This is a genomic window from Marinomonas aquiplantarum, assembly GCF_003314975.1.
Taxonomy (GTDB): domain Bacteria; phylum Pseudomonadota; class Gammaproteobacteria; order Pseudomonadales; family Marinomonadaceae; genus Marinomonas; species Marinomonas aquiplantarum.
On sequence record NZ_QNRF01000003.1, the window covers coordinates 1 to 26,818 of the forward strand.

Here is a 26,818-nt window from a genome sequence, read left to right on the forward strand (position 1 = left end):
GTACCCGTTACCGCGATGGTTTGAGCAGATTCAGCGGCGTTGATTACGTCATCTTCGGTGATGTTGTTGACCGTCACCGTACCTGCTTCTGCAACTAGATCAACGGTATGTTCAGAAGAACCCGTTGTATTGACAGTGTTGCCAGCAGCATCTTCCGAACTTACCACCGCATCAAACTCAGTGTCGGCTGCCAAGTCAGAACCTTCCACATCCACTGTCCAAGTGCCATCTGCACCGACCGTTGTCGTGTAAGTTGTGTTGTTGATTACTAGAGTAACGGTATCGCCTTCTGCGATATCACCACCAGTTGCGGTTCCCGTTACGGCGATGGTTTGAGCAGATTCAGTCGCGTTGATTACGTCATCTTCGGTGATGTTGTTGACCGTCACCGTACCAGCAGTTGCTTCAGTATCCACTGTGTGAGTAGACGAACCAGTCGTATTGACTGTGTTACCAGCAGCATCTTCAGAGCTTACCACTGCATCAAACTCAGTGTCGGCTGCCAAGTCAGAACCTTCCACATCCACTGTCCAAGTGCCGTCTGCACCGACCGTTGTCGTGTAAGTTGTGTTGTTGATTACTAGAGTAACGGTATCGCCTTCCGCGATATCACCACCAGTTGCTGTACCCGTTACCGCGATGGTTTGAGCTGATTCAGTCGCGTTGATTACATCGTCTTCGGTGATATTGTTGACCGTCACCGTGCCTGCTTCCGCAACTAGATCAACGGTATGTTCAGAAGAACCAGTCGTTTGAACGTTATTGCCAGCTTCATCAGAAGAGGTCACCACCGCATCAAACTCAGTGTCGGCTGCCAAGTCAGAGCCTTCCACATCCACTGTCCAAGTTCCATCTGCACCGACCGTTGTCGTGTAAGTTGTGTTGTTGATTACTAGAGTAACGGTATCGCCTTCTGCGATATCACCACCAGTTGCGGTTCCCGTTACCGCGATGGTTTGAGCTGATTCAGTCGCGTTGATTACATCGTCTTCGGTGATGTTGTTGACCGTCACCGTGCCTGCTTCCGCAACTAGATCAACGGTATGTTCAGAAGAACCAGTCGTTTGAACGTTATTGCCAGCTTCATCAGAAGAGGTCACCACCGCATCAAACTCAGTGTCGGCTGCCAAGTCAGAACCAGCTACGTCCACTGTCCAAGTGCCATCTGCACCGACCGTTGTCGTGTAAGTTGTGTTGTTGATTACTAGAGTAACGGTATCGCCTTCCGCGATATCACCACCAGTTGCTGTACCAGTCACTGCGATAGTTTGAGCAGATTCAGACGCATTGATCACATCGTCTTCGGTGATGTTGTTAACAGTCACCGTACCTGCTTCCGCAACTAGATCAACGGTATGTTCAGAAGACCCTGTTGTATCGACTGTGTTGCCAGCAGCATCTTCAGAGCTTACCACCGCATCGAAGTCCGTATCAGCAGCCAAGTCAGAACCAGCCACATCCACTGTCCAAGTGCCATCTTCGGCTACTTGAGTTGTGTACGTTTGACCATTAATTTCTAGGGTAACCGTATCGCCTTCCGCGATATCACCACCAGTTGCTGTACCCGTCACCGCGATGGTTTGAGCTGATTCAGTGGCATTGATTACATCGTCTTCGGTGATGTTGTTGACCGTCACCGTACCTGCTTCCGCAACTAGATCAACGGTATGTTCAGAAGAACCCGTTGTATTGACAGTGTTGCCAGCAGCATCTTCAGAGCTTACCACTGCATCAAACTCAGTGTCGGCTGCCAAGTCAGAACCTTCCACATCCACTGTCCAAGTGCCGTCTGCACCAACGGTTGTGGTGTATTCGGTGTCGTTGATGACCAAGGTCACTGTGTCGCCAGAAGCAATGTCGCCACCAGTTGCGGTACCCGTTACCGCGATGGTTTGAGCAGATTCAGCGGCATTGATTACATCGTCTTCGGTGATGTTGTTGACCGTCACCGTACCTGCTTCTGCTGCAAGATCAACCGTATGAGTTGAAGTCGTTGTTGCTGAATATGGGTTACCAGATGCATCTTCTCCTATAACAGTTACATCAAAAGATGTATCTGCTGCAAGGTCACTACCAGCAACTTCTACACTCCAAGTTTTATTGGCCTGAACTTCAGCTGTATATAAAGTACCGCCAATTGTCATTGTGACAATATCACCTGCTGATGCATCGAAACCAACTCGACCGGAGACTGTGACAGTGGAAGCACTTTCATCGGCGCTAATAACATCATCACTTGTGATTGAATTAACACGAATTGAGGCTCTAGCAGATGTGTCTATGAAATATGCTTCAGTTGTTGCAGCAGTTCCTTCCTGACCAATACTATTACTCACAGTCACACTTGCAGAAACTTCGGTATCAGAATCCGCAGCCAAATCGGTGCCAGCCACATCAACAGACCAAGTGCCGTCGTCATTTACATCAGCGGTATAATTAACATCATTAATTACTAAGGTTACAGTACCAGTTTCAAAGCTATCGCCAGTTACTGTCCCTGTAACTGTTACCGTTGTTGACGCTTCAGCTGCATTGATAACACTGTCTTCAGTAATTGGATCAATATCCAGGTTCACAAGCAGCTCAGAATCGTCCACCGTATGTGTTGATGAACCGACGCTTTCAACCGTATTACCCGCTTCATCTGCAGATAATACAACCGCATCAAACTCTGTATCTGCAACTAAATCCATACCGTCAACATCAACAGACCAAGTAGAATCTGATTGCACGGTCGTTGTATAAGTATTTCCTGCGATGACTAACGTAACAGTATCGCCAGTAGAGATATCGCCCCCAGCAGCAGTACCGGTAACAGATACCAAACCTAATGCTTCTGACGCGTTAATCTGGTCATCTAATGTAATGGTATCAATTGTTACTGTACCGGCTTCGGCTACAGTATCTTCAACTGAATCATTTGAAGTTGATTCACTTATCGTTGTGTTAGCTGTATTTCGAAGATTAGAGCCAAATCCATTATCCGTATCATATCCATACGTAGGAAGGGCCAAAGAGTCACTACCAAAGCCTGGTAAGGCACTGTTGTCATTTCGTTCAATTTCAACATCTACACGGTCTTGCTCGCTAGGCGTTTCACCTGCGGCCGGCGCTTCTTGAATTAAGGTTGGGTCATCACCAGACAAAATGGCTTGTTGAAGGGCATCCACATCACTGGATGAATCCGCCACAAGGTCTTCATTACTACCAGAGTTATAAATTTCGTCATTTATTTCGACATTAGCATCATTGCCAATTTGCACTTCTGTGCCATCAGCAAAGGCAATCGTCACGCTACCGTTATTTCCAGTACGAACGACTTCCCCAAAGAATACAGGGTCGCCAACTTTCACCACTCGTTCTTGGCCATCAATTGATTCAACAACAACTGAACCACTTAATTTTGTAATAACGCCAACTTGATCACCTAGGGTTGCAAATGATACTTGGTTATCGCTCATGCGGTGTCTCCGGTAAATGACGGATTAAATTTATGATTGACTACAAGATAGAAGAGTTGTGAAAGTGTCGCTATTGTACCTTGGTACAGTTAGACCAAGTTCTTTGTGTATTAATGTTAATCTCTGTAACCGAAGCATCATAAATAAGCCTTATGATTGCCTTAAATAGGCTAACTCTTTATAATTTGGGAAATTTCTGGCGTTTGTACTATCAACCATTCTTCCATGGTGTATCTGAGCCTTTTCTAGACTCTAATAGTGCCCCCACAAGACAACCTTCCAGTTGTTTGTTGAGCCCCAACGCCACTCTTGATAGCAATTTTCATTGCGACTAAATACATGCAGAAGGTAATACATGATCGATACGATAAAACGAGACTGGTTCTCAAATATAAAAGGCGACTCTCTCGCCGGTACTGTTGTTGCATTGGCGCTCATTCCTGAAGCCATCGCATTCTCTATCATTGCAGGTGTAGATCCAAAAGTCGGCCTGTATGCCTCATTCTGTATTGCTGTGGTGATTTCGTTTTTCGGCGGTCGCCCTGGCATGATTTCTGCGGCTACAGGTGCTATGGCACTGCTTATGGTTACCTTGGTTAAAGATCATGGTTTGCAATATCTGTTGGCCGCCACCTTATTAACGGGTGTGTTTCAAATTATCGCTGGCTACCTCAAGTTAGGCAGCCTAATGCGGTTTGTTTCTAGATCCGTTGTGACTGGCTTTGTTAACGCCTTAGCCATCTTAATTTTCATGGCGCAATTACCCGAACTGACCAACGTTACTTGGCACGTATACGCGATGACAGCAGTTGGTTTAGGCATCATTTATCTATTTCCATTGCTGCCTGTTATTGGTAAAGCTATTCCTTCGCCTTTAGTCTGTATTGTTCTTCTCACCGGTTTTGCTATGACTTATGGACTGGACATTCGTACCGTTGGTGATATGGGTGAGCTACCAGATACGCTACCAATATTCTTATGGCCTGATGTGCCTTTAAACCTTGAAACCCTTTGGATCATTTTGCCTTACTCCTTAGGCTTAGCTGTCGTTGGTTTACTTGAATCTATGATGACAGCCACGATCGTTGATGAATTCACAGATACTAATAGTGATAAAAACCGTGAGTGTAAAGGCCAAGGGGTTGCCAACATCACTTCTGGTTTACTTGGCGGTATGGCAGGCTGTGCCATGATTGGTCAATCTGTGATTAACGTCAAATCTGGTGGTCGCGGCCGATTATCCACTTTTATTGCCGGCTTCTTGCTGCTCATCATGGTGGTATTCTTAGACGACCTAATCGGTCAAATTCCGATGGCCGCACTGGTTGCGGTGATGATCATGGTTTCCATCGGCACTTTTTCTTGGGAATCCGTGATTAACCTGAAAAAACACCCACTTTCTACTAACATTGTTATGTTAGCCACTGTTTCTATCGTGGTTTACACGCATAACTTAGCGCTAGGCGTGTTTGTTGGCGTATTGTTAGCGGCCATGTTTTTTGCCAATAAAATTGGTCGTTTCATGGCCGTTACGAGCGAACTTGGTGATACTGCAGGACACCGAAAATACAAAGTCATTGGACAAGTCTTTTTTGCGTCTTCAGATCAATTCACGGCCTCTTTTGATTTTAAAGAAGCGGTCGAAAAGGTTACGATTGATTTATCGGATGCCCATTTTTGGGACATTACATCGGTATCAGCCTTAGATAAGGTGGTCATTAAATTCCGCCGCGAAGGGGCTGAGGTTGAGTTACTTGGCATGAACCAAGCCAGCGCGACCGTCGTCGATAAATTTGGTGTTCATAACGACCCAGAAGAAGTTGAGAAGTTAATGGGCGGACACTAAAACCATTAAAACAATAAAGGAGTGCAACCATGACAAACGTAATTGCCTGTATTGATGGTTCTTCATTATCAGAATACGTCACCTCCGCTTCGGTGTGGGCGGCAAAACAATTATCCTGTCCTCTGATTTTGTTGCACTCTTTAGAAAAAGATGAGAGCCGAACGGAAGAAGACCTATCCGGCTCCATTGGTTTTGGCAGCCGGGAACATTTGCTAGATGAGTTAGTCGAGCTCGATGCAAAACGGGCTAAGTTAGCCCTTGAGCACGGCAAAATGATTCTGGACAATGCCAAGTCTTATGCCTTGCAAGCCGGCGCCAAACAAGTCTCCCAATTACAGCGACATGGCGATCTTGTCGAAAGCCTAGCAGAGCTGGAAGAAGATACACGCCTAATCGTACTAGGACGCTTAGGCGACCACCATACGATGAACGCTCACACCATTGGCTCTCATATTGAACGAGTAGCACGCAGCCAACATCGACCTATTCTTATTAGCATTGGTGAATTCACGCCACCAAAAAATTTCATGATTGCCTACGATGGTCGCGAGGCGGCCGATAATGCCATTGCAAGAATTGCAAAAAGTCCTTTGTTACTAGGTCTCAAATGCCACTTAGTGATGGCAGGAGATGACACGCCAGGACGTAAAGAAAAGCTCGAAGCAGCCCAAGCCATGCTGGAAGAAGAAGGCTTTCAAGTAACCGCCAGCATTCAGCCCGGGAAGATTTACCCAGTGCTAACACAATATCGTGATGACCATAATATTGATTTAATGGCCATGGGTGCCTATGCCCATTCGAAGGTTCGCCAATTTTTCGTCGGCAGTAACACCAGTAAAATGATCATCGAGAGCAATATTCCACTATTGATTCTACGGTAATCGTATTTCTATAATAAAAAGGCCGAGCAGTCAGATCGACTAACTCGGCCTTTTTTTATGCTTTTGAAAACACGTTAATCCATTGCTTTAATATGGAATATTCCTACTTGAGCCTCAATGACTTCCACACGAGTACCCGCTTCAATAGTCTCTTCACTAACTAAATGCCATTGCACACCAGAGTACTGATGAGTAGGCGATTCTGTTGGCGACACCGTGTCTTTAAGTATAAATTGATGCCCAACCAAATCTCCCTGCGCTTTTTTTACACTCACATTCGCTTGCATAGATTTTAACGGACGCCAAATCACCAATGCGGCGATCAGAGTCAAGATACCTGTACTCATCAAGGCGCTTAACATCGTGTAAGGAATCATATTCACATACAAAAGCACACTGGTTAATACGGCACCGATGCCTGCAAAGAATAAGAAAAAGGTCGAGAAACCCAATACAGCCACTTCGATCACCAATAAAATCAACCCCACAACTAAAAGACTTTGAGCAAGGTTTTCGGCGAAAAAGTTCATACTCTAATTACCTTTATTCATTTGCTGGATTATAGTGGTCGCTTGCGCCACTAAAGAAGACGCTTCTGTCGCTCCGTCTGGCAATAAGACAACCGACGACTCTTTCGCAATAGCGCGTTTGGCTTCGATGGCTTTTGTCGCTAAATCGAGTTGAATGGCTTTTTGGCCTTCCTCAGTCGCAGCCGCTTCACCCACTTTTCGCAATGCTTCTGCCTGTGCTTGAGCAACAGCGACAATGGCTTTCGCTTCACCTTCGGCACGCAACACCTGTTCTTCCTTATCCGCTTCTGCCGCAAGAACCACAGACGCCTTTTCACCTTCAGCACGGTTAATCGCCGCTTGACGATCCCCCTCTGACTCAAGAATCTGCGCACGCTTAACACGCTCAGCTTTCATCTGAGCTTCCATTGCTTCCATTACAGAATGAGGTGGTATGATGTCTTTAATCTCGTAACGTAACACCTGAATCCCCCAAGGACCCGCCGCTTCGTTAATGGCAGAGACAATGTTGGTATTCAATTGATCTCGTTCTTCAAAGGTTTTATCCAACTCCATTTTACCTAACTCAGAACGCATGGTGGTTTGCGCTAACTGAGTGACAGCGAACACATAATTATCAACACCATAAGTCGCTTTATAAGGATCGAGCACTCGAAAATACAATACGCCATCAACATGAAGAGAGATATTGTCTTTGGTAATCGCGCTCTGTTCTGGCACATCAACGGCTTGCTCTTTTAAAGAGCGATCGGCCGCGACACGATCAATAAAGGGTAAGATAAAGTTCAAACCCGCTTCTTTTGTAGATTGATATTTACCAAAACGCTCAATCAGGAAAGCACGGTTTTGCGGCACAAACTTTATGGAACTCTTTAAGAGAAAAACCGCTAAAACCAGTACCAGTACTTGTACACTTAATAAGTAGTGAAGTATTACTTCCATTTGTTTAAATCCTTATCATAAAGAGGCCACAATCGGCTATTTGAGCATTATTTTTTCGGTATTTCTTTACCGCACGAGTTTGTCATATCAACTTATATGCCATGAAGGTTACTGCACCTAAACACAATAAGACAAATGGATACCTTAAGCTTTATGTCACCAATCATAGTCATAGTCGTGATCAGAGTGATCGCTCTCTTCAATCGGAGGATAAAGATCTAACGTGACCGTTTGACGAGCTTCACGGCCGACGTCAAAACGCTTGATCGTATTCACCCCTTCGACAAATCGTTCATTCCAAATAGAAACACTGTCACCTGCTTCCACTGGCAAGGTCACCCATCCTTGATCATTGGTTTTAACCGCGTATTCATTATCTGCAACAAAGATATAACCAATCATATCATCGTGAATATTACAGCCTAAAATGACTAACCCTGGTTTATCAAATTGAATAGGCTCTATATCGGACCCTTTATACAACTTAATCTCAAAGCTTTTCGGCTCTGAAAAGCTGTAAACATGGTGTCGAATATCGTCACTATTAGGGAATCGAACAAATTGCCCTTTTTGAACGACCAATACTCTAGGTACAAAAGACTCATCGATCTGATCCATCACAGCACTGTCCATTGGACCAGTAGCCGCTTTACCTGTCACAAAAACCACCGCGTCTGTAACCGGTTGTTGATCTTGATCTAGGAGTTGCATTGTTATTTCAGCCGACGCAGCTTGTAACCACAAACCACACAAACCAACCAATAGATATCGCATGACTTCCCCTTTTGCTTAAGTCTAGATAGGTATAGAGTATCAGTCTCTGGAAAGAAAGATTGATTTATCATTTATGACGCGGTTAATACTGACAGTCTACGACAGTATTAAAAAGTAATCACCTGAACAGCAAGACTAGGACAAGACAGTGCGTGATTCCATTGAAATCCTCTCTTATCAAGGTACAGATAAGGCACACCTTCACTCACACACCCAAATCGTTATGCCACTTTCAGGACAATTAGAATTGGAAGTGGAAGGCCAACAACAAGCTGTCGAATTCGGTCAAGCCTGTCTTATTTCATCGCAACAGGCACATACGCATCAAGCAGTGCAAGACAACCGCTGCCTAGTATTAAACGCACTGCCTATTTGGAATCAAGACCTAATAAGCCAAGAAAAATTCATCCAATTAACCCCACAAGCCCAAGCCTATTTGCCCTTCTTATCCACCCTGTCAGCAGATCCAAGCACACTCAAACAACAGCAAGCCTTAGCCTTGTTAGAGCATTTATTACCTGTACCCAAAGAGACACTTCGACACGCTCATATCCGGTTGCAAAAAGCCAAACAGCTGATCGACCATGAGTTCGCTAGTGGCTTAACCATCAAGGAAGTTGCTCAACAAGTGCATTTAAGTAGCGGTCAGTTAACGCTTTTGTTTAAGCAACAACTTGGTATAACACCAAAGCAATATCTTCTTAAAAAGCAACTGACAGCGGCAAAATATTGGCTCTCTTCCTCTAGAGACAGCCTTGATGAGATTGCAGAAAAAGTAGGACTAAGCAACGCCAGCGCCCTTGTCAGACTCTTCCATCAGCATGAAAATATGACACCTGGTACTTTTCGCTCTACTCTTCTCGTTGAATCTCAAAAGCAATTTCCCAGTTGCGAATAAAGCGCTGCTGTTTGGCATGATCCCGTCCCACTAATAACTGCTGGTCCAGCTCTATGATGCCAGTTGGCCCTGGTGCACTGACCACAAAAGGGTCTTCTGCATTCTTAATATCGGGATGTATTGGGAATAGCAGTCCCTGCTCTTGCATCATTTTTTGAGCGCGATCAGACAATAAAAAATCAATAAATAAACCTGCATCCTGAGGGTTTGGCGCATTTTTGGGTATCAAGGCTGCGCGCATTAACATCAAGGTAAAATCCTTCGGCAAAATCATTTTAAGACGATCATCGTCTTTTGCTCTTTGTGAGGCATACGAACCAAGTAAGTTATAACCCAACACCAACTTACCGTCCGCTACATCGTCTATGATGTTATGAGTACAACAATAGGTCTGCACATCGTGACTACCAAACGCTTCTAACAAACGCCCCCACGTTAAATCCGCCTGGCGAGCATCTTGGCTCGCCAAAAGGTAACCCACACCACTTTGGCGTATATCATACGTACCAATTCGCTTTGTCATCGCTGGACCATGCTGTCGTATGGTCTGCAACAATGACTGCCGGTCTTCCGGTAGCGGCCCAGGAAAGGCATCTTTGTTGACCAACATCACAATCGGCTCTAATGAAAATGCAAAAAGCTGATCACGCCACTTAAAGTCTTGCGGTAAATTGTCCGTTAAACTTGACTGATAAGTTCGAGCATAGCCATCATTGACCAGCTTAAAATGCAGATCCATAGCACTGCTAATCGCCAAACTCGCCACTGGATTCGATTGCTCTTTAATGGTCAAATAATAAAGTTCAAGAGTATTCACATCACGATAAGCAACTCGAACGTCTGGGTATTGCGCTACAAAATCCTGCAAAATGGGTTCAAATGACGTCAAGTCTAAAGCCGAATTAATCACTAATACTCGTGATGCATTCTTTTTTCCAAACCAGACGGTTGGAGACTCCGCCCAAGCCAACGACAAACTAAAACACATCACAATCGTAAACCATGCTTTCATCAGATTTGCCCTCGGAAGAAACTTAATTTGTCTATGTCCACTTGAAAGGTGGTGCCCTTGGGCTGCGTATCAAGAATTTCGATATGAGCATGATGATGATCTAAAATGTCTTTCACCATGGACAAGCCAACGCCACTCCCTGCGATGTCATAACGAGCCCGATAAAAACGCTCAAACACGCGCTCCTTTTCTTCTTCAGCAATGCCATCACCATAGTCAATCACCTGAATACGGTAGATTTTCGACAGCTCCTCTACTCGAACAATGACATCTGTTTGCTGCTGTTTTTGATGGCCACTATAACGCACAGCATTCTCGATTAGGTTTTGCATCATCTGCTGAATCGAAAAACTATCACCAAGCACCCAAGCCTCCTGAAGCGAACATTCATAAGACAAACGCACTCCTTGATGTAACGCTGGCACAGCGTGTTCACGACAAGACGCCGTAATTGGCTCCAACAAGTCTATTGGTTCCAATCGGTGAGTTTGCAAGCGATGTGACACCACAGCTTGATTCAATAATAAGGTGACGGTCTGGCTCAGATAATCACACTGACGAACGATATTCTCGAGGGCCTGATGCTGTTTTTCTGGTGAGGTATTATCCCGTGCATTCTCTGCCAACGCTTTCAAACTCGCCAAAGGCGTACGCAATTGATGCGCGGCATCTGCCGTATAATTTTCGAGTTGCTCAAGGTTCTTTTGTAAACGCGCCATAAAGTGATTAATGGCGACTTTAAGGTGATGCGTTTCTTTTGGTGTGTTGATGGTAATCGGCGTTAAATCGCCTTTTACACGCTCTTCTAGCGCCCACTCAATGCGATGCAAAGGACGCAATACCAGATGACTACCGATCATAATTAAGGCAATGGCAACCAATGCAATTAACACCACCACCTCAACCGCACGTTGCGTAATAGAGGAAGCCATTCTTTCCCTAGATAGACGCGTTTGGCCTAAAATAATACGGACAGTTTGTGCGCTTTCAGGGTTTGTTAGGTGACGTTCGAGCCAAGCAAATCGGACCAATTCATCAGAATAACTTTGATTATAGAATTGCATTTGATCCAAAACAGGCTGCTTGGGCGGCTCAGAATCCAAATCGTTATACCCTGTAATGAAACCCTGCTCTAAGCTTTCCACCTTGTAAAACACTCGATCTTCATCCGCTTGAGCTAGAGTGGCAAAAGCGGACCAAGGGATATCAACACTGACCTGGTTGTCTATCAGTGCGATATTTTCATCCATTTGCAACAAGGCACTACGCAATAGTCGATCATAGGATAAATCTGCCAACTGACGACTGTAGTCAAAAATCAGATTAATTGCGATGCCAGCAATAACGCATATAACGATGACACCAGAGACAATAAAACGAAAGCGTAATGAGGGGGCTTTTTTTAACGCCAGCTTTTCATCATCACTCAGATTTTGTGGGCTGAGTGATTTCTGCCACATAGCCAATTCCTCTTAATGTGCTGATCAGTAAATCCCCTTTCAACATCTTTTTTCGCAAGCGCCCAACGTACAACTCAATGGCATTTGGCCCTGGCGTTTCATTGAAATTAAAAAGGTGATCGGTTATCTCATCTTTACTTAAAACTCGACCTAGATGCCCAAGAAAGATCTCCAGCAAGCGAAATTCACGATTGGTAATTGGCGTTAACTCGCCTTCGATAAACACCTGTCGACTATCTCGATTCACTTGGATATTACCGTGCTCTGTGACATTGGCCGCATAACCTTGTTTGCGTCTTAATAAAGCTCGGCATCTGGCTTCTAACTCACCAAAATCAAAGGGCTTGGTCAGGTAATCATCTGCACCAGCATCCAGCAGACGAATACGGTCTTCAATGTGATCACGGGCCGTCAAAATCAGCACCGGCGTATCATCGTCGCGCTGGCGTAACTTTTGTAACAATTGTAGACCAGACAACCCTGGTAAATTCAAATCCAGCAAGATCAAATCCACAGATTGATAGCGCAGCATTTCATCCGCCTGTTTACCATCTGTTATCAAATCAACGCCATGACCAAGAGAAGTCAAACGCTCACATATGGCTTGGCCTAAAACCTGCGTATCTTCAACGACTAAAATTCTCATAAGACGCCTACTAATTCATTATTATTTTTTGGTATAAAGCAAAAAAATTCGAACGGTAAAAACCGTCCGAATTTTTCAGTTTTCGAGTCATCGCATTAATAATTAGCGAGTACTATTTTTTGATCTGGCCATCTTAGCACGGACAATCGGACCAACAATAATAGGTAGAACCAATCCAAGAATTGCTACGATCCATAAACCAATACTCAAGCCACTATTGAAAAGTACACTCCAATCGCCATCGGATAAAACTAAGGCATGACGTAAGCTTTTTTCCATTTCAGGCCCAAGCAACATGCCTAAAATAATCGGTACCAATGGAATATCCACTTTACGAAAAATGTAGCCGGCAACACCAAAACCTACCATGAAATACAAATCCAACGCACTGTGACTCACAGAGTAGATACCGACCGAAGCGATCAAGGTCACAATCGGCATAAGGTATTTAGGTGGAATGCTCAACAACTTCACAAAGATGCCAACCATAGGAATGTTCAGCAAAAGCAACACCAAGTTACCAACAAACATGGCTGCAATCACACCCCAAACTAGGTCTGCGTTTTGTTGGAACAACATCGGACCCGGTGAGATATTCAGCGAAATCAACATCGCCAATAAGACAGCCGTTGTTCCACTACCTGGCACACCAAGAGTTAACATAGGCACAAGCGCACCCGATGCCGCACCGTTGTTACCCGCTTCTGGCGCTGCCACACCACGCGGATCACCATGACCAAATTCGCCTTTATCCGAGGTACGTTTCTCTAGAGTGTAACTAATGAAACTACCAAGAGAAGCACCAGCACCAGGTAATACACCAGACACAAAGCCCAGCAAAGCACCACGAATAGACGCTGGCAAGACTTTGATAATGTCTTTCGCCGACAGTTTTAACTTATTAATCGCCACTTGTTTCAGACCATCACCAGCATGACGCTCAAGGAAGAACAGCAATTCACTGATGGCAAACAAACCAACAATGGCAATAATGAAGTCTACCCCTTCAAACAACTCTAAGGTGTTGAAGGTATAACGCTGAACACCAGTCGAAATATCAATACCGACCGTCGCAATCATCAAACCAATAGCCGCCGCCATTAGGGTTTTAAATTGGTTTTTACCTGTAATACCGCCAAGAGTCGCAAAAGCTAACGCAAATAAAGCGAAGTATTCAGAAGGACCAAATTTCAAAGCAAATTTAGCTAAGATCGGCGCTAAAATCACCAAGCCAATGGTAGCAATAAAACTGCCGATAAACGAAGCAATCGCTGAAATCGCCAAAGCTTCAGCGGCTTTGCCCTTCAATGCCATAGGATAACCATCCAAACAGGTCATCATGGCAGGCTCATCCCCTGGAATATTCAGTAGGATAGAAGAAATACGACCACCATACATGGCACCAGCATACACTGAGGTCAACAAGATAAGAGACGATGTTGGTGATAAACCCAAGCTGAACGCCAAGGGAATCAAAATCGCCACACCATTTGCTGGACCTAAACCAGGCAATGCGCCAATAAGTGTTCCTAGAATCGCCCCAGCCACGGCAAACATAATGCTTTCTGGGGTGAGTGCAACAGCAAAGCCTTGCATCAATAAACTGAGTGTATCCATATTAAAACTCCAATAAACCGAGTGGCAGAGCTAACTCAAGCACATGATTAAATAGGAAGAAGATGGCAACAGAACTAATTACACCAGTCATCACACTCTTCGAAATACTCGCGCCCATACGCCAGCATAAAAAAGACACAACCAACGCAGCAGCTGGCATAAAGCCAATTGGCTCAATTGCCCAAGCAAAAGCCAACATTGCCAACACCACAATAGCCAACTCCACTAACATAGCCACTGGAGCCCACTTCTCATCTGGGTCTGGTCGTACCATCATATAAATTGAGCTGATCCCGAGAATAATGGACAGCATGATAGGAAAAGTTTCAGGTCCGACACTTTCATGCCCACCAAAAGGCACAGGAAATTGTGTCGCTTCCCAGCCATATGCAACGGCGAGAATCAGCATCAGCATGCCAAACACACGATCATTTACGCGCATGTTTCTGCTCCATGTTAGTTAATCAGTAAAATAAATAAAAATGAAAACAGGAGGGGGTTCCCCCTCCAAATAACGGTGTGCTATTAGCGGATCAAACCGATGTCTTTGGATAGGATTTGGATATCCAAGGTTTGATTTTTAACGAATTGGGTAAATTCAGCGCCTGACTTATGGAATGGCATCAGGCCGTTTTTCGTCATGATGTCTTTCCACTCTTGAGTCGTATACAACTCATTCATGGTATCTACCCACCAATCATAAGATTCTTGGCTCGCTTTACCTGGCACATAGAAACCACGCCAGTTTGGTGCAACAGAGTCAATACCTTGTTCCATAGCCGTTGGGATTGCATTAAACGGTGCTGGCAAACGTTGTTCTGATAGCACAGCTAACACACGCAAATCACCAGAATCCATAAAACCTTTCACTTCAGAAACGTCACCGGTGAACGCGTCAACGTGACCGCCAACTACCTGAACAAGCGCTTCAGAACCACCACTGAATGCCAAGTAACGAATCTTAGGCAGATTCTCTACCTGTGCTTTTTGCGCTGTCATCAAGACTTTTAAATGATCCCAACCGCCTGACGCACTACCACCAGCGAATTTCACCGAAGTAGGATCTTGCTTAAGGGCATCAATCAATTGACTAAGAGAGGTGTATTTGGAGTCTTTACCAACCGCAATGATGCCGTAATCCGCACCCAATGTACCAACCCATTTTACTTGGTCTGAATTCATACCTGGGAATTGGCCTTGTGCAAGGCGAGTTGTGGTTGCCGTACTGGCGGCAACAATCAAGTTATCATCTTTAGCTCGTTTACTGACCGTGTGCGCAAATGCGACACCACCACCAGCACCGGACATATTAACCGTTTGCACATTACCTTTGATGTAATCTTGATCGACTAAAACCTTACCAACACTACGACAAGTGAAGTCCCAACCACCACCAGGGTTAGCTGGCGCGATACATTCAGCACTGCGAGCGGGTTCATAGGCGTGAGCCTGTCCGACCATAGAGAGTGCGACCGCACCAGAGACAAGAACAGACTTCAAAGATAGGTTTTTAAGCATGATTTTCTCCTGCTTGTTATTGTTTTTGTTAGCGAATCAAGTTTCTAAAGTAAATACTCAGTAAACTTGATGAGCTTCACCTTAACGCTCAAACCTGTCACCACCCTGTCAACAGCCTTTTTTATTTTGTCGGATTAGTAAAAAAACGTGTTTTTAACAACGCCTTTCCGTGTTTTTGACAATGTAAAAACTCCTTAAAACTCGTAAGCTATAGAAATATCTATTGTTAAGGGCATTTCATGAATACGGCTACATCAAACCATTCCTCCCCACAAGCCACCCTTATTGGCAGCATTGCGATTTTGCTATGGAGTATCTTAGCCCTATTTACAACACAAGCCGGTCTTGTCCCACCTTTGCTTCTGTTAACACTGACATTTGGTGTGGCAACCATACTGTTTTTCTGTGTGTATCTTGCTAAAGGAGAGATTAAAGCCTCTTGGCAAGGCACACCCAAAAGCGCCATCGCCATGGGTGGCTTAGGTTTTTTTTGCTATCACTTTTGTTATTTCTATGCTTTTCAGCACGCACCACCAGTGGAAGCTGGCCTCATCGCCTATTTATGGCCACTGCTGATTGTGTTAATGGCCGGTATGACCAAGGGAAATCATCTATCTTGGACTCACCTCGTTGGTGCCGTCGTCGCTTTTATTGGTACAGCCATCATGCTGCAATCAAAAGCACCCTTAGCAGATAGCAACCATATTGAAGTACATTGGACTGGGTATGCCGCGGCTTTTGCTTGCGCCCTACTGTGGTCTAGTTATTCTGTAGCTAACCGACGCTATCAACATGTACCGTCAAGCTCTGTGCTTTGGTACTGCCTAATCACCACAATACTGGCAGGCGTCAGTCACTTCGCAATGGAAACCACACCAGATACTCTATCAAGCAGTGCCTGGGTCGCCATTCTTGGTCTAGGATTAGGGCCAGTTGGTGTGGCGTTTTTTTGCTGGGACTTTGGTGTTAAACGTGGCAATTTGTCTTTATTGGGCGTGTTGTCTTATACCGCTCCAGCTCTTTCTACCGCTTGGCTTGGTCTGTTTACAGAAGCAGAGCTAACCCAAGGTCAAATCATCGCGTGCTTATTCATTACGTTTGGTGCCCTGTTCGCCAGTTTCATGCCAAATAAAAAGCCAGAAACAAAAATGCCCCAAACATAAGGGGCATTGTTACTCACTAAATGATCTGTCGTGGCTAGGCGACGGATTGAGTCACTTGCCCTAAGGTTCTTGGCATACGCTGTAAATACGCTTCCATCTCTGCCATACCATTGGGCTGATCCACTTTTACACCTAAATCTCGCATAGTACTGCCTAGAGCATGCAAGGTGCGGAACAGATTGTGTTCACGACATTGCTCTCCCATTTGACCAATACGCACAATGGGCTGTCCAAATGAACCGGCTATTTCAACTCGATACACATCCGAAATATGATGACAAATTTGGTTGGCGGTTAATCCTTGCGGAATGTTAATCCCAACCACAGAATTCAGTCGCGCTTCCGAAGCAATAAACAATTCTAGCCCCATTCCTTCGATCCCCGTCTGCAAGGCTTTTGAGCAACGCAAATGACGAGCAAATCGTTGCTCAAGAGTCTCTTCACACACCAACTTTAAAGCTTCATGAAGCGCCATAATGCCAGACACTGGTGCAGTGTAATGATAACCATCTTTGTGCCAGAAGTTTTCTGCCAGTTGCACATCAAAGCACCACTGAGCGGTAGGCTGAGTACGACGCTTAATAGCGGACCAAGCCTCATCCGAAAAAGCCAACAAAGACGCACCTGGAATAGAAGACAAGCCTTTTTGACCACCGGTAATCACTACATCCACTTGCCACTCATCCATTTTCAACGGCATGGTACTCAAGGTACAAACCGCATCCACTACCACTAAACAACCATAAGATTTCGCAATTTTAGCGATGTCTTCCAAGGTATGATTAAACACAGTGTTAGAGGTTTCACCCTGGACCAAAGTAACAACTTTGGGACGGGTTTCTTCAATCGCTTTACGCACTCGTTCAGGGTCCGCAGCCTCATACGTACCGACATGCAATTCATGAACATCGGCACCGACACGAGCGGCCATCTCTGCCATACGATGACTAAAGAAACCATTGTTGATACACAAGATTCGCTCATCTTTTTGCAACAAATTGGCCACCGCCATTTCCATCGCCGCCGAGGCTGGCCCCGCTACACCCAAAACCCATTCGGATTCAGTTTGAAAAACGTAGCGCGCCATGGACTTAACCTGGTCTATAACCTGAGCCATGACACTCCCCAAATGATTAATCACCACAGAGTTGGCTTTGGCGACGCGTTCTGGAATAGGCACAGGACCCGCCCCCATCATCAATAAAGGCTCGTGTGGCAGAATTTCATCTAAAGATTTTACCTGTGGTGGTGTCACGCCAAGAGGCGATGAAGCAGTCATTGAATACAACCTAATTTGTCAGAGTAAAGAAAAACAACCACCGACTAAAAATACGTTTTCGCACATTAATCAGTAGAAAATCTCGTATTTTGCAATTTAACAAAATATTATTTTGAAATAGTAACGTATTCTGCGTAACTTTAAGAGACAAGAAAATGAAAAGAGTGTAATCCACCAGAGGCCAACCTTTTCGCGTTAGATCTGACTTCTTTTCATGAAAACAAGCAGTTTTTTTTACTCTGCGAGAATCACAACAAGTATGAGATAATGGCAAAAATCTTCAATGATAAGGCTATTTTATGATTACTTGTGGTGTCGAAATCAAAGGCAGTGAAGCCATCCTTTGTCTCATGTCGAAAGAAGACGGCTTATTTCAAATTCCTGACTGTCGTCAAATCCGACTTCCCTTAAACAATCCAAATGACAGTGAAAACATACGCAAACTGCAGTTCACACTCAAAAAGCTTTTCGAAGACTATAAAGTCACTCAGGTCGCCATCAAAGAGCGCCCAACCAAAGGAAAATTTGCTGGCGGAGCCGTTGGATTTAAAATTGAAGCGGCACTGCAGCTCATCGACAGTGTTCAGGTGGATCTGTTCAACAGCAGTAAAATCAAAGAAACCTTGCAAAACAACCCATTGCCGATTCCTTTCAAAGCAACTGGGCTAAAAGCATTTCAGGAAGGCGCTTTTACCGTCGCCTATGTGGCGTTGTCTCAAGACTGATTATTTTGTATGTTTTGTCAGACACCAATTGGTGTCTGACAAAACATAGAATGAGAAGGACTTTTTTAGGTTAGCCATAAGCGATAAAGTCAATATTCAAGCACTCTCCCTTAGAGAATTCTAAGTTCAACACTCTACCTATTACTGAAAATTAGACCGCCACCCAATGCAATAAAAACCGTATGGTAGATTTTCGAAAATGCCTTACCAAGCGTGGTTGTTTGGAATGCATTTGAAATATTTTTAGCAAGATAAGAGTACGAAAGATGAACCAAGGTGACGATCAGACATATAGAAGCAAACATGATCATAAATTGCTGTGCCACCGCATAATCCGACGATATAAACTGTGGCAAAAAGGCCGATAAAAAAATGACGGTTTTGGGGTTACTTGCAGAAACGAAGAACCCTGTTTTGAAGCACGAAGGTACTCTAGTCTCTCTTTCTTTATGCCCCAGTTTCTTGCCTCCCCCTTCTTTCCTTCGTTGATTCAGTAATCCAGTCACGCCCAGATATATAAGATAGACTCCCCCAATCACCTTCAGGATAAAAAACGCCATCGGTGATTTCTCTAACATTGCTCCAGCCCCACAAGCCACTAAAAGGACAATAATGGCTTGGCAGGTAAGGTTCCCAAGAATCGACAACAAAGCTTTACGATACCCATACTTAACGACATTCTGAACCACAAAAATGACGTTTGGCCCAGGCGCCAAAGTAATAAATAAATAGGCACAAAAAAACAAAAACCACAGTTCAATCTTCAACGTTCACTCCCAGTTATTTTCCATAAATTATTTACGAATATTCCCAAACAAGTCTCAGACTCTTCATGCCACAACTTGTGCCACGATATATCACCAAATAAATGCACGGCACCATTAATGCACCAAAAAAAAGCGTTATTTCTTTCTTCCCATGATCACCAGCAGAACACCACCCAGCACAATCGCACTCGCTGAAACAAGGTGTAAGCTGATGTTTTCAGCTGCAAACACCACGCCCCCAAAGGTGGCAATAATGGGCACCAGAAGCTGTAGCACCGCAGCCATTGAAGCACTGATTAGAGGCAGAACGGCATACCAAAGCGCATAACCCAACCCCGACATCACAGCCCCAGATAACACGGCGAGCAAAATACCATCGACACTGCTCTGAAACACACCGAAGTGATCAACCAGAACCAGCAATATCAACAGCATAGGTAAAGTACGTACAAAATTAGAAGCCGTTGCAAACAGAGGAAAACGAGAGGCTTTACCGCGCCAGGTATACAAACCCCACGCTACACCAGCTAAGGTCATCAGCACAAAGCCAGTCAAAGAAGGAGAGGTTAAAGTAGGTAACACTAGATACACAAAACCGGAAAAAGCCAACACCAGCCCAAACCACTCGAACCTTCCGAGTTTTTGCCCAAAAAAGATGGCAAAGCCTATTAAGGTTAACTGCACCGCAGCAAACAGAATCAACGCACCCACACCAGTCGACAGGGTAATGTAGGCATAGGAAAAGCCAACAGCATAAACAAACAAGGCCGTTGCTGACGTCCAACTCCCCTCCTTCATCATACTAGGTAAAGTCACTCCACCCTTTACCAGTTGGTGAACCAAGCACAATACCATCAGGGTAATGGCCCCGCTTAGTAGACGCCAAAGGGTAAAGCTCCCTGGGTCAATCAAACCATCCGCTAATGCCAAACGGTTCAAGACTGAATTGGCAGCAAACGCCATCAGAGCCAAAAATATCCCGACATACAAACGTAGCAAACTTGTCATCTAATTGTTTAAAACCCTAGTTAAGCTGATAAAAGGAAAGCCTACTGTCACGCACTGGCACCACATTTGCAAGACTAACCTTAACGTCCAACAGCAATACCTTGATGGACTCACAATTGGAAACGAGATGACAAGCCTATTAATATTTACAGACCTAGATGGCACATTATTGGATCACCACACCTACAGCTTCGAACCAGCGAAGTCCGCTATGCTGTCTCTTAAAACCTTTGCTATTCCTTGTGTCATTAATACCAGTAAAACCTTTCATGAGTTACTTCCACTCAGAAAAGCCTTAAACCACCTTGACCCTTTTATCGTTGAAAATGGTTCAGCCGTTTACATTCCAAAAGCCCTTGAATTAGATATTAAAGAACCTTTAGAAGAGGTTGGTGATTATTGGCTAAAGGCGTTCGGCCCCAAGCGGGAAGCGCTAATCAAAATGACTGACGACCAACAAGAGACATTCACCTTCCAACGTTTTAGTGACATGAGCGTTGACCAGCTAATCAAGTTAACCGGATTAAGCGAAGAAAATGCCAAGCTTGCCATGCAAAGAGAGTTCACCGAACCCATGGTATGGACTGACTCCAACCAAGCTCTACAAAGCTTTCGCGATTATCTAAAACCCTATGGTGTTCAAATTCAAAAAGGGGGTCGTTTTTCCCACTTAATGGGGAAAGACTGTGATAAAGCCAATGCCATGCTCTGGCTAAAAGATCTGTATCAAAGCCAACATTTGGACGACGAACTGATTACCACCATGGCGCTAGGAGACGGCGAGAATGACATTGGCATGCTTAGCAAAGCCGACATTCCAGTGGTGATTCGCTCACCCGTTCATGCGCCACCAGAAGTACCAAATCGTAGTGACGCTTGGTTGACTGACGATTACGGCCCTAAAGGTTGGGCGCAAGCCATTAACCAAGTATTAATCAAGCAAGGCATTTTATAACCCAAGGCTCGACAAAAATAACGAACAGATATTTCAATTTTAGGAGATTAATAATGGGTGACTTTCATCAAAACGGTATCATCACCACACTTCACAACCTAGCACACCGCCCCCTTGAAGAAATGGAAAAAGAGCTTTGCGAATTTGCAAAGACTCGTCCTATGTCTCTGATTCTGCCCTGTTTGTATTCCGAGTTGGAAACAGCGGCCATGCCAAACATCATTAAGCATCTTCAACAAGTCCCCTATTTATCTGAGATCATTATAGGTTTGGACCGAGCCACCGAAGAGCAATACCGCCATGCTTTAGAGTTTTTCAGTGTGTTACCGCAAAACTATAAAGTTCTGTGGAATGACGGTCCTCGATTAAGAGAAATTGACAGTGTCTTAAAAGGAGAAAACCTTTCCCCTTCAGATCCAGGGAAAGGACGAAATGTCTGGTTTTGTATGGGTTACAACCTTGCCGCTGGTAAAGCGGAATCCATTGCCATGCATGACTGCGACATTGTGACGTATGACCGCGAGTTATTAGCACGGTTAATCTACCCAGTGGCCAACCCCAATTTTAACTATGAATTCTGTAAGGGCTTTTACGCTCGCGCCGCCAACGGCAAGATGAACGGCCGAGTCAGTCGCTTATTGGTCACCCCTTTGCTTTACTCATTGAAGAAAGTATTAGGACACCTTAATTACTTGGATTATCTGGACAGCTACCGCTACCCATTAGCTGGGGAATTTTCTTTCCGTCGTGATGTCATGACGGACCTGCGCATCCCAAGTGACTGGGGACTTGAGATTGGCGTGTTAAGTGAAATGTACCGTAACTATTCACCTAACCGTTTATGTCAGGTCGACATTGCTGACATTTACGATCATAAGCATCAAGATTTATCCGCTGATAACGATGATGGCGGCTTATCAAAAATGTCCATCGATATTACCAAAGCCATTTTCCGTAAGTTGGCAACCAATGGCACTATATTCAATCAGGAAACCTTCCGCACAATAAAAGCCACATACTTTCGAGTCGCGCTGGACTTCATTGAAACATATCGTAATGATGCTGAAATCAACGGTCTAAAACTAGACGTGCACACGGAAGAACAGGCAGTTGAACTATTTGCCAGCAATATCATGAAAGCCGGTAACCAATATTTAGAAAACCCTATGGAAACCCCTTTCATTCCAAGTTGGAATCGTGTCATCAGTGCCTTCCCTGGTGTCATGTCGCAACTGGCAGAAGCCGTAGAAAAAGATATGACCGAGTTTGGCCCGAAGTAATCGAGCCAGCCGTGTTAACTGAGTGAGCGCTTCGGCGTTGTTTTCAATCACTTGAAATAGCAGGAATTCACTATGGAACATGCTCCCTTGTCACAATTAGAGCAAAGGTTAATGGCGCATTTGCAGCTTCTCTACCCAACACTTGACCACAAAGAGTTGGCGAGACAATGTTTAGCGACCTTCTTTCTTGATCCAGCGACCGAGTCGCCTCGACCTCATAGAAACTTATGGGATCAGTCCGACGTGATGCTGATCACCTACGCAGACACCCTGCGTAAAAAAGGCGAAGCACCATTAGAAACCTTGCATAATTTTGTCAAAAGCAAACTGGCCTGCTGTATTTCTGCTGTTCACCTTTTGCCGTTCTTTCCCTACAGTTCAGACGACGGTTTTAGTGTGATGGATTACACCACCGTCAATCCTTCATCCGGTAACTGGGACCATGTATCCAGTTTATCTGAGGATTTCAAAGTAATGGGGGACTTAGTCATCAACCATTGTTCAAGCCGTAGCATGTGGTTTGAAAACTATAAAGCCGGCGTTGAGCCCGGTGCTTCTTTTTTCTATGAAGCAGACCCAAATGCCGATTTAAGTGCCGTGGTCAGGCCCAGAACCTCTCCTTTATTACGTGAAGTGAAAACCCAAAACGGTGAAAAACACGTATGGTGCACCTTTAGTCACGATCAGGTGGATTTGAATTTTGAAAACCCAGATGTTTTGATCGAATTCCTTCGCATCATTCGTCTGTATTTAGAGAAAGGCATTCGCTGGTTCCGACTGGACGCCGTCGCATTCCTTTGGAAAATCCCGGGAACAACTTGCATAAACTTGCCACAAACCCATGAGATGATTCGTCTATTACGTTTGATGATAGAGCATTATGCCCCTGAAGCCGTGATCATCACCGAAACCAATATTCCAAACCAGGAAAACCTAACCTACTTTGGTAACGCCAACGAAGCCCACTTGATTTACAACTTCTCCCTACCTCCGTTGTTGATCAACAGCTTGGTCACCGGTAACTGTAATCACTTAAAACAATGGCTAATGAGTATGCCTCCTGCTCAGCAGGGTACCACTTACCTGAACTTCATCGCTTCGCACGATGGCATAGGTTTGCGCCCAACAGAAGGTTTGTTATCAGAATGGGAACTGGAAACCCTTATTAACACCATGAAACGTTTTGGTGGCAAGCTCAGCTCACGCACCACACCAAAAGGCGAAGCCAAACCATACGAAATCAACATCAGTCTGTGGGACGCCTTGTCAGGTTCCGCGCACCAAGGGCCAGACCAATGGCAATTTGCTCGCTTCCTGTGTGCCGCAGGTGTGATGATGGCGCTAGAAGGTGTTCCCGCGTTTTACATTCACAGTCTATTCGGGACAGAAAATGACTTTGAACGGGTTGATAATACGGGACACTTCCGTTCGATTAATCGCCATATTTGGGACATGGATGAATTAGATCACGCGCTGAATACACCGACGCACCATCAAAAGGTCTTTAACAGTGTCACCAACTTGTTAAAAGTTCGCCGCGCTCAACCGGCTTTCCACCCCAATGCAACGCAATATATCTTGCACATGGGGGAAAACCTCTTTGCTTTTTGGCGTCAAAGCCTAGACAGGAGACAAAGCCTCTTTGCGGTATACAACATGACAGATCAGCCACAGCATTTTAATTTGTCAGAGCTAAATCTAATCGCAACGGACATTTGGACCGATCTTGTCTCGGAACAGGTATATGAAGATCATCTGGGCAAAGTTACCCTAATGCCTTACCAATTTGTTTGGTTGGCTAACAAGAAAGGTAAGATCAAAGACGATTAAGAAACGACTGAGCCTTTAATGAATGCAGACCGAACGTAAAAACTCACGCGAATCGGCTCTCAAAAAGACAAATAAAAATGCGACCTCGTGAGGTCGCATTTTTTGTTACTTGAGAATCAATAATCCATTCATCTAAAAAGTAATCATCTTAGTGTTATACCGTCTCATCTGACTCTAAGGCCACATCTTCGGCCAAAAAACCACCCGTCTGATGTGCCCAAAGCGCGGCATAAATGCCTTTTGCATTAACTAATTCTTCATGGCTACCCTGCTCAATCACATGACCTTTATCTAAGACGATCAATCGATCCATCGCGGCAATGGTCGATAAACGGTGCGCAATGGCGATGACAGTTTTGCCTTGCATGAGTTTATACAAACTGTCTTGGATCGCTGCTTCGACTTCAGAATCGAGTGCGGATGTCGCTTCATCTAAAATCAACAAGGGCGCGTCTTTTAGCAACACGCGCGCGATGGCCACACGCTGGCGCTGACCACCAGATAACTTAATACCGCGCTCTCCGACCATGGCATCGTAACCTACATTGCCATATGGGTCGGTTAACGTCTGAATGAATTCATGAGCTTCGGCTTTTTTCGCTGCCGCAATCATCTCTTCTTCCGTTGCGTCTGGACGCCCATAGAGCAAGTTCTCACGCACCGTACGATGCAATAGAGACGTGTCTTGCGTCACCATACCAATCTGCGCCCGTAACGATTCCTGAGTCACTTGACTGATGTCTTGACCATCGATGCACACTTGACCCGACTCCACATCATGAAAGCGCATCAGCAAGTTAACGATGGTCGATTTACCCGCACCAGATCGCCCAACCAAGCCGACTTTTTCACCAGGTTTAATGGATAAAACCAAGTCCTCAATGACTTTACGATCTGTCTTGCCGTAATGAAAATTCACCGCTTTGTAATCAATTTGACCTTGCGTGACCTGCAATGCTGGCGCGTTTGGTTGGTCTTCAATTTCAACTTCACGGGACAGAGTTTTCATGCCATCGTTGACCATGCCAATGTTTTCAAACAAAGCACTGACTTCCCACATAATCCACTGGGACATGCCATTTAATCGCAGGGCTAAGCTCACCGAGATAGCAATGGCACCAACGCTAATCACACTGTCAGACCACAGCCAAATAGACATACCCGCAATCACGAACGCCAATAGATAATTACAACCTTGTACACCAACATTTAGAAAAGTGACTAAGCGCATTTGCTTGTACACAGTTTTCAAAAAGCCATCCATGCCTTCTTTGGCATAGTCTGCTTCACGATCGTGATGCGAAAACAATTTCACCGTTGAAATATTGCTGTAGCTGTCGACCACTCGTCCAGTCATAATAGAACGAGCATCAGCTTGCTCGGCCGAGATTTTTTTCAACTTAGGGACAAAATAAAGCTGCAGCAAAACATAGCAAACCAACCAACCCAACATAGGTAACATGAGTCGGTAATCCGCTTTGGCTATTAACACCACCATGGAAATAAAATAGACGCCAATGTAAACCAATACATCCAACAGCTTCATCACGGTTTCCCGAACAGCCAATGAGGTTTGCATCACCTTAGTGGAGATTCTCCCGGCAAACTCATCTTGGAAAAACGACATACTTTGCTTGAGAATAAATTGATGAGACAGCCAACGAATTCGCATTGGATAATTGCCCAACAACACCTGATGAATAATGGCTGAATGGAAAAAAGTTAGCAGCGGCATGGCCACCAAAATCATCAACCCCATTAACATCAAATGCGTACCTTCTTCGGCAAAAAAAGTACTTGGATCCTTGTCGATCAGCCAATCCACCAGCTGCCCCAAAAAGCTGAACAGTGTGACTTCCAAAATCGCAATCAAAGCAGTTAAGCACGACATGAGTATCAATGGCAGTTCAACGCCCTTAGAATAATGGCGGCAAAAAGCATAAAGAGTATTTGGCGCTTGCTCAGCTTCCTGTTTAGGATAAGCAGCAATCCATTTTTCAAAAAGTCCTAACATAATAGTCCTTGTCACAGCCCGATGCAGATCAGTTAGAGCATCGACTAGAGTGCGGTGGGAAAAGATTGAGTTGACGAAATTGAAACATGTAAGCCATTTGAAAACCACACAATATGGAGCATCTGACGCTACCCGATGACGCCTTTACTTAGTGTTTACACAATTAATTTCGCCTAACACATTAGCAAAAACGCTATAATAGCGCCTTATAT

At 44.7% G+C, this 26,818-nt stretch carries 22 protein-coding genes; 8 read left to right on the top strand and 14 right to left on the bottom strand.

The genetic code is table 11. The annotated features are described in order from the left end of the window. Positions 1-3,461: retention module-containing protein (locus tag DFP76_RS05855; RefSeq protein WP_113873733.1), on the bottom strand; the 3,461-nt coding region annotated here is incomplete at its 3' end. A 355-nt stretch (positions 3,462-3,816) separates the two neighbouring features. Between DFP76_RS05855 and DFP76_RS05860 the strand changes: the two genes are divergently transcribed. Continuing rightward, complete coding sequence (locus DFP76_RS05860; RefSeq protein ID WP_113873734.1) at positions 3,817-5,307, top strand: SulP family inorganic anion transporter; 1,491 nt, start codon at positions 3,817-3,819, stop codon at positions 5,305-5,307. Between the two features lie 29 nt (positions 5,308-5,336). Next, entirely contained in the window at positions 5,337-6,188 is an 852-nt protein-coding gene (locus tag DFP76_RS05865) for a universal stress protein (protein WP_113873735.1), read from the top strand. 74 nt (positions 6,189-6,262) lie between these two features. Here DFP76_RS05865 and DFP76_RS05870 read toward each other — a convergent pair whose 3' ends face one another. The 3 genes from DFP76_RS05870 to DFP76_RS05880 form a co-directional block, all read right to left on the bottom strand. Then, positions 6,263-6,718, bottom strand: a complete 456-nt coding sequence (locus tag DFP76_RS05870) for an NfeD family protein (protein WP_113873736.1) — start codon at positions 6,716-6,718, stop codon at positions 6,263-6,265. Positions 6,719-6,721: 3 nt separating this feature from the next. After that, positions 6,722-7,660, bottom strand: coding sequence for an SPFH domain-containing protein (locus DFP76_RS05875; RefSeq protein WP_113873737.1), 939 nt, complete (start codon positions 7,658-7,660; stop codon positions 6,722-6,724). A 156-nt stretch (positions 7,661-7,816) separates the two neighbouring features. Beyond that, positions 7,817-8,434 (bottom strand): methylamine utilization protein, encoded by a 618-nt coding sequence (locus DFP76_RS05880; RefSeq protein ID WP_113873738.1) that lies wholly within the window; start codon positions 8,432-8,434, stop codon positions 7,817-7,819. Between the two features lie 148 nt (positions 8,435-8,582). Between DFP76_RS05880 and DFP76_RS05885 the strand changes: the two genes are divergently transcribed. After that, positions 8,583-9,332 (top strand): helix-turn-helix domain-containing protein, encoded by a 750-nt coding sequence (locus DFP76_RS05885; protein WP_113873739.1) that lies wholly within the window; start codon positions 8,583-8,585, stop codon positions 9,330-9,332. Here the strand turns inward: DFP76_RS05885 and DFP76_RS05890 are convergent. The 6 genes from DFP76_RS05890 to DFP76_RS05915 form a co-directional block, all read right to left on the bottom strand. After that, positions 9,286-10,344 (bottom strand): ABC transporter substrate-binding protein, encoded by a 1,059-nt coding sequence (locus DFP76_RS05890; protein WP_113873740.1) that lies wholly within the window; start codon positions 10,342-10,344, stop codon positions 9,286-9,288. The genes DFP76_RS05885 and DFP76_RS05890 overlap by 47 nt on opposite strands. Continuing rightward, entirely contained in the window at positions 10,344-11,804 is a 1,461-nt protein-coding gene (locus DFP76_RS05895; RefSeq protein ID WP_113873741.1) for a sensor histidine kinase, read from the bottom strand. The genes DFP76_RS05890 and DFP76_RS05895 overlap by 1 nt, the downstream gene beginning before the upstream one ends. Then, on the bottom strand, positions 11,767-12,450 hold the full coding sequence (locus DFP76_RS05900) for a response regulator transcription factor (RefSeq protein WP_113873742.1): 684 nt from the start codon (positions 12,448-12,450) through the stop codon (positions 11,767-11,769). Before DFP76_RS05900 ends, DFP76_RS05895 begins: the two co-directional genes overlap by 38 nt. A 102-nt stretch (positions 12,451-12,552) precedes the next feature. Next, entirely contained in the window at positions 12,553-14,067 is a 1,515-nt protein-coding gene (locus DFP76_RS05905; protein WP_113873743.1) for a tripartite tricarboxylate transporter permease, read from the bottom strand. Position 14,068: 1 nt separating this feature from the next. Continuing rightward, complete coding sequence (locus DFP76_RS05910) at positions 14,069-14,509, bottom strand: tripartite tricarboxylate transporter TctB family protein (protein ID WP_113873744.1); 441 nt, start codon at positions 14,507-14,509, stop codon at positions 14,069-14,071. An 83-nt stretch (positions 14,510-14,592) separates the two neighbouring features. Further along, complete coding sequence (locus DFP76_RS05915) at positions 14,593-15,585, bottom strand: Bug family tripartite tricarboxylate transporter substrate binding protein (RefSeq protein WP_113873745.1); 993 nt, start codon at positions 15,583-15,585, stop codon at positions 14,593-14,595. A gap of 239 nt (positions 15,586-15,824) precedes the next feature. Between DFP76_RS05915 and yddG the strand changes: the two genes are divergently transcribed. Next, positions 15,825-16,748 (top strand): aromatic amino acid exporter YddG, encoded by a 924-nt coding sequence (gene yddG, locus DFP76_RS05920; RefSeq protein WP_113873746.1) that lies wholly within the window; start codon positions 15,825-15,827, stop codon positions 16,746-16,748. 34 nt (positions 16,749-16,782) lie between these two features. Here the strand turns inward: yddG and DFP76_RS05925 are convergent, their stop codons facing one another. After that, positions 16,783-18,027 (bottom strand): pyridoxal-phosphate-dependent aminotransferase family protein, encoded by a 1,245-nt coding sequence (locus DFP76_RS05925; RefSeq protein WP_113873747.1) that lies wholly within the window; start codon positions 18,025-18,027, stop codon positions 16,783-16,785. 299 nt (positions 18,028-18,326) lie between these two features. Between DFP76_RS05925 and DFP76_RS05930 the strand changes: the two genes are divergently transcribed. After that, a complete protein-coding gene (locus DFP76_RS05930) occupies positions 18,327-18,752 on the top strand; it encodes a DUF3010 family protein (protein WP_113873748.1) in 426 nt (141 codons plus the stop codon). Positions 18,753-18,886: 134 nt separating this feature from the next. Here the strand turns inward: DFP76_RS05930 and DFP76_RS05935 are convergent, their stop codons facing one another. After that, entirely contained in the window at positions 18,887-19,519 is a 633-nt protein-coding gene (locus DFP76_RS05935) for a LysE family translocator (RefSeq protein WP_113873749.1), read from the bottom strand. A 135-nt stretch (positions 19,520-19,654) separates the two neighbouring features. Continuing rightward, the gene (locus DFP76_RS05940) at positions 19,655-20,527 is read right to left on the bottom strand and encodes a DMT family transporter (RefSeq protein WP_113873750.1); all 873 of its coding nucleotides are present in this window, start codon (positions 20,525-20,527) and stop codon (positions 19,655-19,657) included. A 127-nt stretch (positions 20,528-20,654) separates the two neighbouring features. Here DFP76_RS05940 and DFP76_RS05945 point away from each other — a divergent pair, with 127 nt between their 5' ends. From DFP76_RS05945 to DFP76_RS05955, 3 genes are all read left to right on the top strand, one after another. After that, positions 20,655-21,482 carry an HAD-IIB family hydrolase gene (locus DFP76_RS05945; RefSeq protein ID WP_113873751.1) on the top strand — a complete coding sequence of 276 codons (828 nt, stop codon included), beginning with the start codon at positions 20,655-20,657 and terminating at the stop codon, positions 21,480-21,482. 53 nt (positions 21,483-21,535) lie between these two features. Then, positions 21,536-22,762 carry a glycosyltransferase family protein gene (locus tag DFP76_RS05950; protein WP_113873752.1) on the top strand — a complete coding sequence of 409 codons (1,227 nt, stop codon included), beginning with the start codon at positions 21,536-21,538 and terminating at the stop codon, positions 22,760-22,762. A gap of 72 nt (positions 22,763-22,834) precedes the next feature. Then, complete coding sequence (locus DFP76_RS05955) at positions 22,835-24,592, top strand: alpha-amylase family glycosyl hydrolase (RefSeq protein WP_113873753.1); 1,758 nt, start codon at positions 22,835-22,837, stop codon at positions 24,590-24,592. 154 nt (positions 24,593-24,746) lie between these two features. Here DFP76_RS05955 and DFP76_RS05960 read toward each other — a convergent pair whose 3' ends face one another. After that, positions 24,747-26,606: an ABC transporter ATP-binding protein gene (locus DFP76_RS05960; protein ID WP_113873754.1), complete on the bottom strand. Its 1,860-nt coding sequence runs from the start codon at positions 26,604-26,606 to the stop codon at positions 24,747-24,749. Between the last annotated feature and the right edge of the window lie 212 nt (positions 26,607-26,818).

Bases quoted from the DNA above. Each gene is read 5' to 3' on its own strand.
- DFP76_RS05905 (WP_113873743.1), bottom strand. From the start codon at position 14,067: ATGGATACACTCAGTTTATTGATGCAAGGCTTTGCTGTTGCACTCACC.
- DFP76_RS05900 (WP_113873742.1), bottom strand. From the start codon at position 12,450: ATGAGAATTTTAGTCGTTGAAGATACGCAGGTTTTAGGCCAAGCCATA.
- DFP76_RS05950 (WP_113873752.1), top strand. From the start codon at position 21,536: ATGGGTGACTTTCATCAAAACGGTATCATCACCACACTTCACAACCTA.
- DFP76_RS05865 (WP_113873735.1), top strand. From the start codon at position 5,337: ATGACAAACGTAATTGCCTGTATTGATGGTTCTTCATTATCAGAATAC.
- DFP76_RS05915 (WP_113873745.1), bottom strand. From the start codon at position 15,585: ATGCTTAAAAACCTATCTTTGAAGTCTGTTCTTGTCTCTGGTGCGGTC.
- DFP76_RS05880 (WP_113873738.1), bottom strand. From the start codon at position 8,434: ATGCGATATCTATTGGTTGGTTTGTGTGGTTTGTGGTTACAAGCTGCG.
- DFP76_RS05875 (WP_113873737.1), bottom strand. From the start codon at position 7,660: ATGGAAGTAATACTTCACTACTTATTAAGTGTACAAGTACTGGTACTG.
- yddG (WP_113873746.1), top strand. From the start codon at position 15,825: ATGAATACGGCTACATCAAACCATTCCTCCCCACAAGCCACCCTTATT.
- DFP76_RS05870 (WP_113873736.1), bottom strand. From the start codon at position 6,718: ATGAACTTTTTCGCCGAAAACCTTGCTCAAAGTCTTTTAGTTGTGGGG.
- DFP76_RS05860 (WP_113873734.1), top strand. From the start codon at position 3,817: ATGATCGATACGATAAAACGAGACTGGTTCTCAAATATAAAAGGCGAC.
- DFP76_RS05955 (WP_113873753.1), top strand. From the start codon at position 22,835: ATGGAACATGCTCCCTTGTCACAATTAGAGCAAAGGTTAATGGCGCAT.
- DFP76_RS05890 (WP_113873740.1), bottom strand. From the start codon at position 10,344: ATGAAAGCATGGTTTACGATTGTGATGTGTTTTAGTTTGTCGTTGGCT.
- DFP76_RS05930 (WP_113873748.1), top strand. From the start codon at position 18,327: ATGATTACTTGTGGTGTCGAAATCAAAGGCAGTGAAGCCATCCTTTGT.
- DFP76_RS05945 (WP_113873751.1), top strand. From the start codon at position 20,655: ATGACAAGCCTATTAATATTTACAGACCTAGATGGCACATTATTGGAT.
- DFP76_RS05910 (WP_113873744.1), bottom strand. From the start codon at position 14,509: ATGCGCGTAAATGATCGTGTGTTTGGCATGCTGATGCTGATTCTCGCC.
- DFP76_RS05925 (WP_113873747.1), bottom strand. From the start codon at position 18,027: ATGACTGCTTCATCGCCTCTTGGCGTGACACCACCACAGGTAAAATCT.
- DFP76_RS05940 (WP_113873750.1), bottom strand. From the start codon at position 20,527: ATGACAAGTTTGCTACGTTTGTATGTCGGGATATTTTTGGCTCTGATG.
- DFP76_RS05960 (WP_113873754.1), bottom strand. From the start codon at position 26,606: ATGTTAGGACTTTTTGAAAAATGGATTGCTGCTTATCCTAAACAGGAA.
- DFP76_RS05895 (WP_113873741.1), bottom strand. From the start codon at position 11,804: ATGTGGCAGAAATCACTCAGCCCACAAAATCTGAGTGATGATGAAAAG.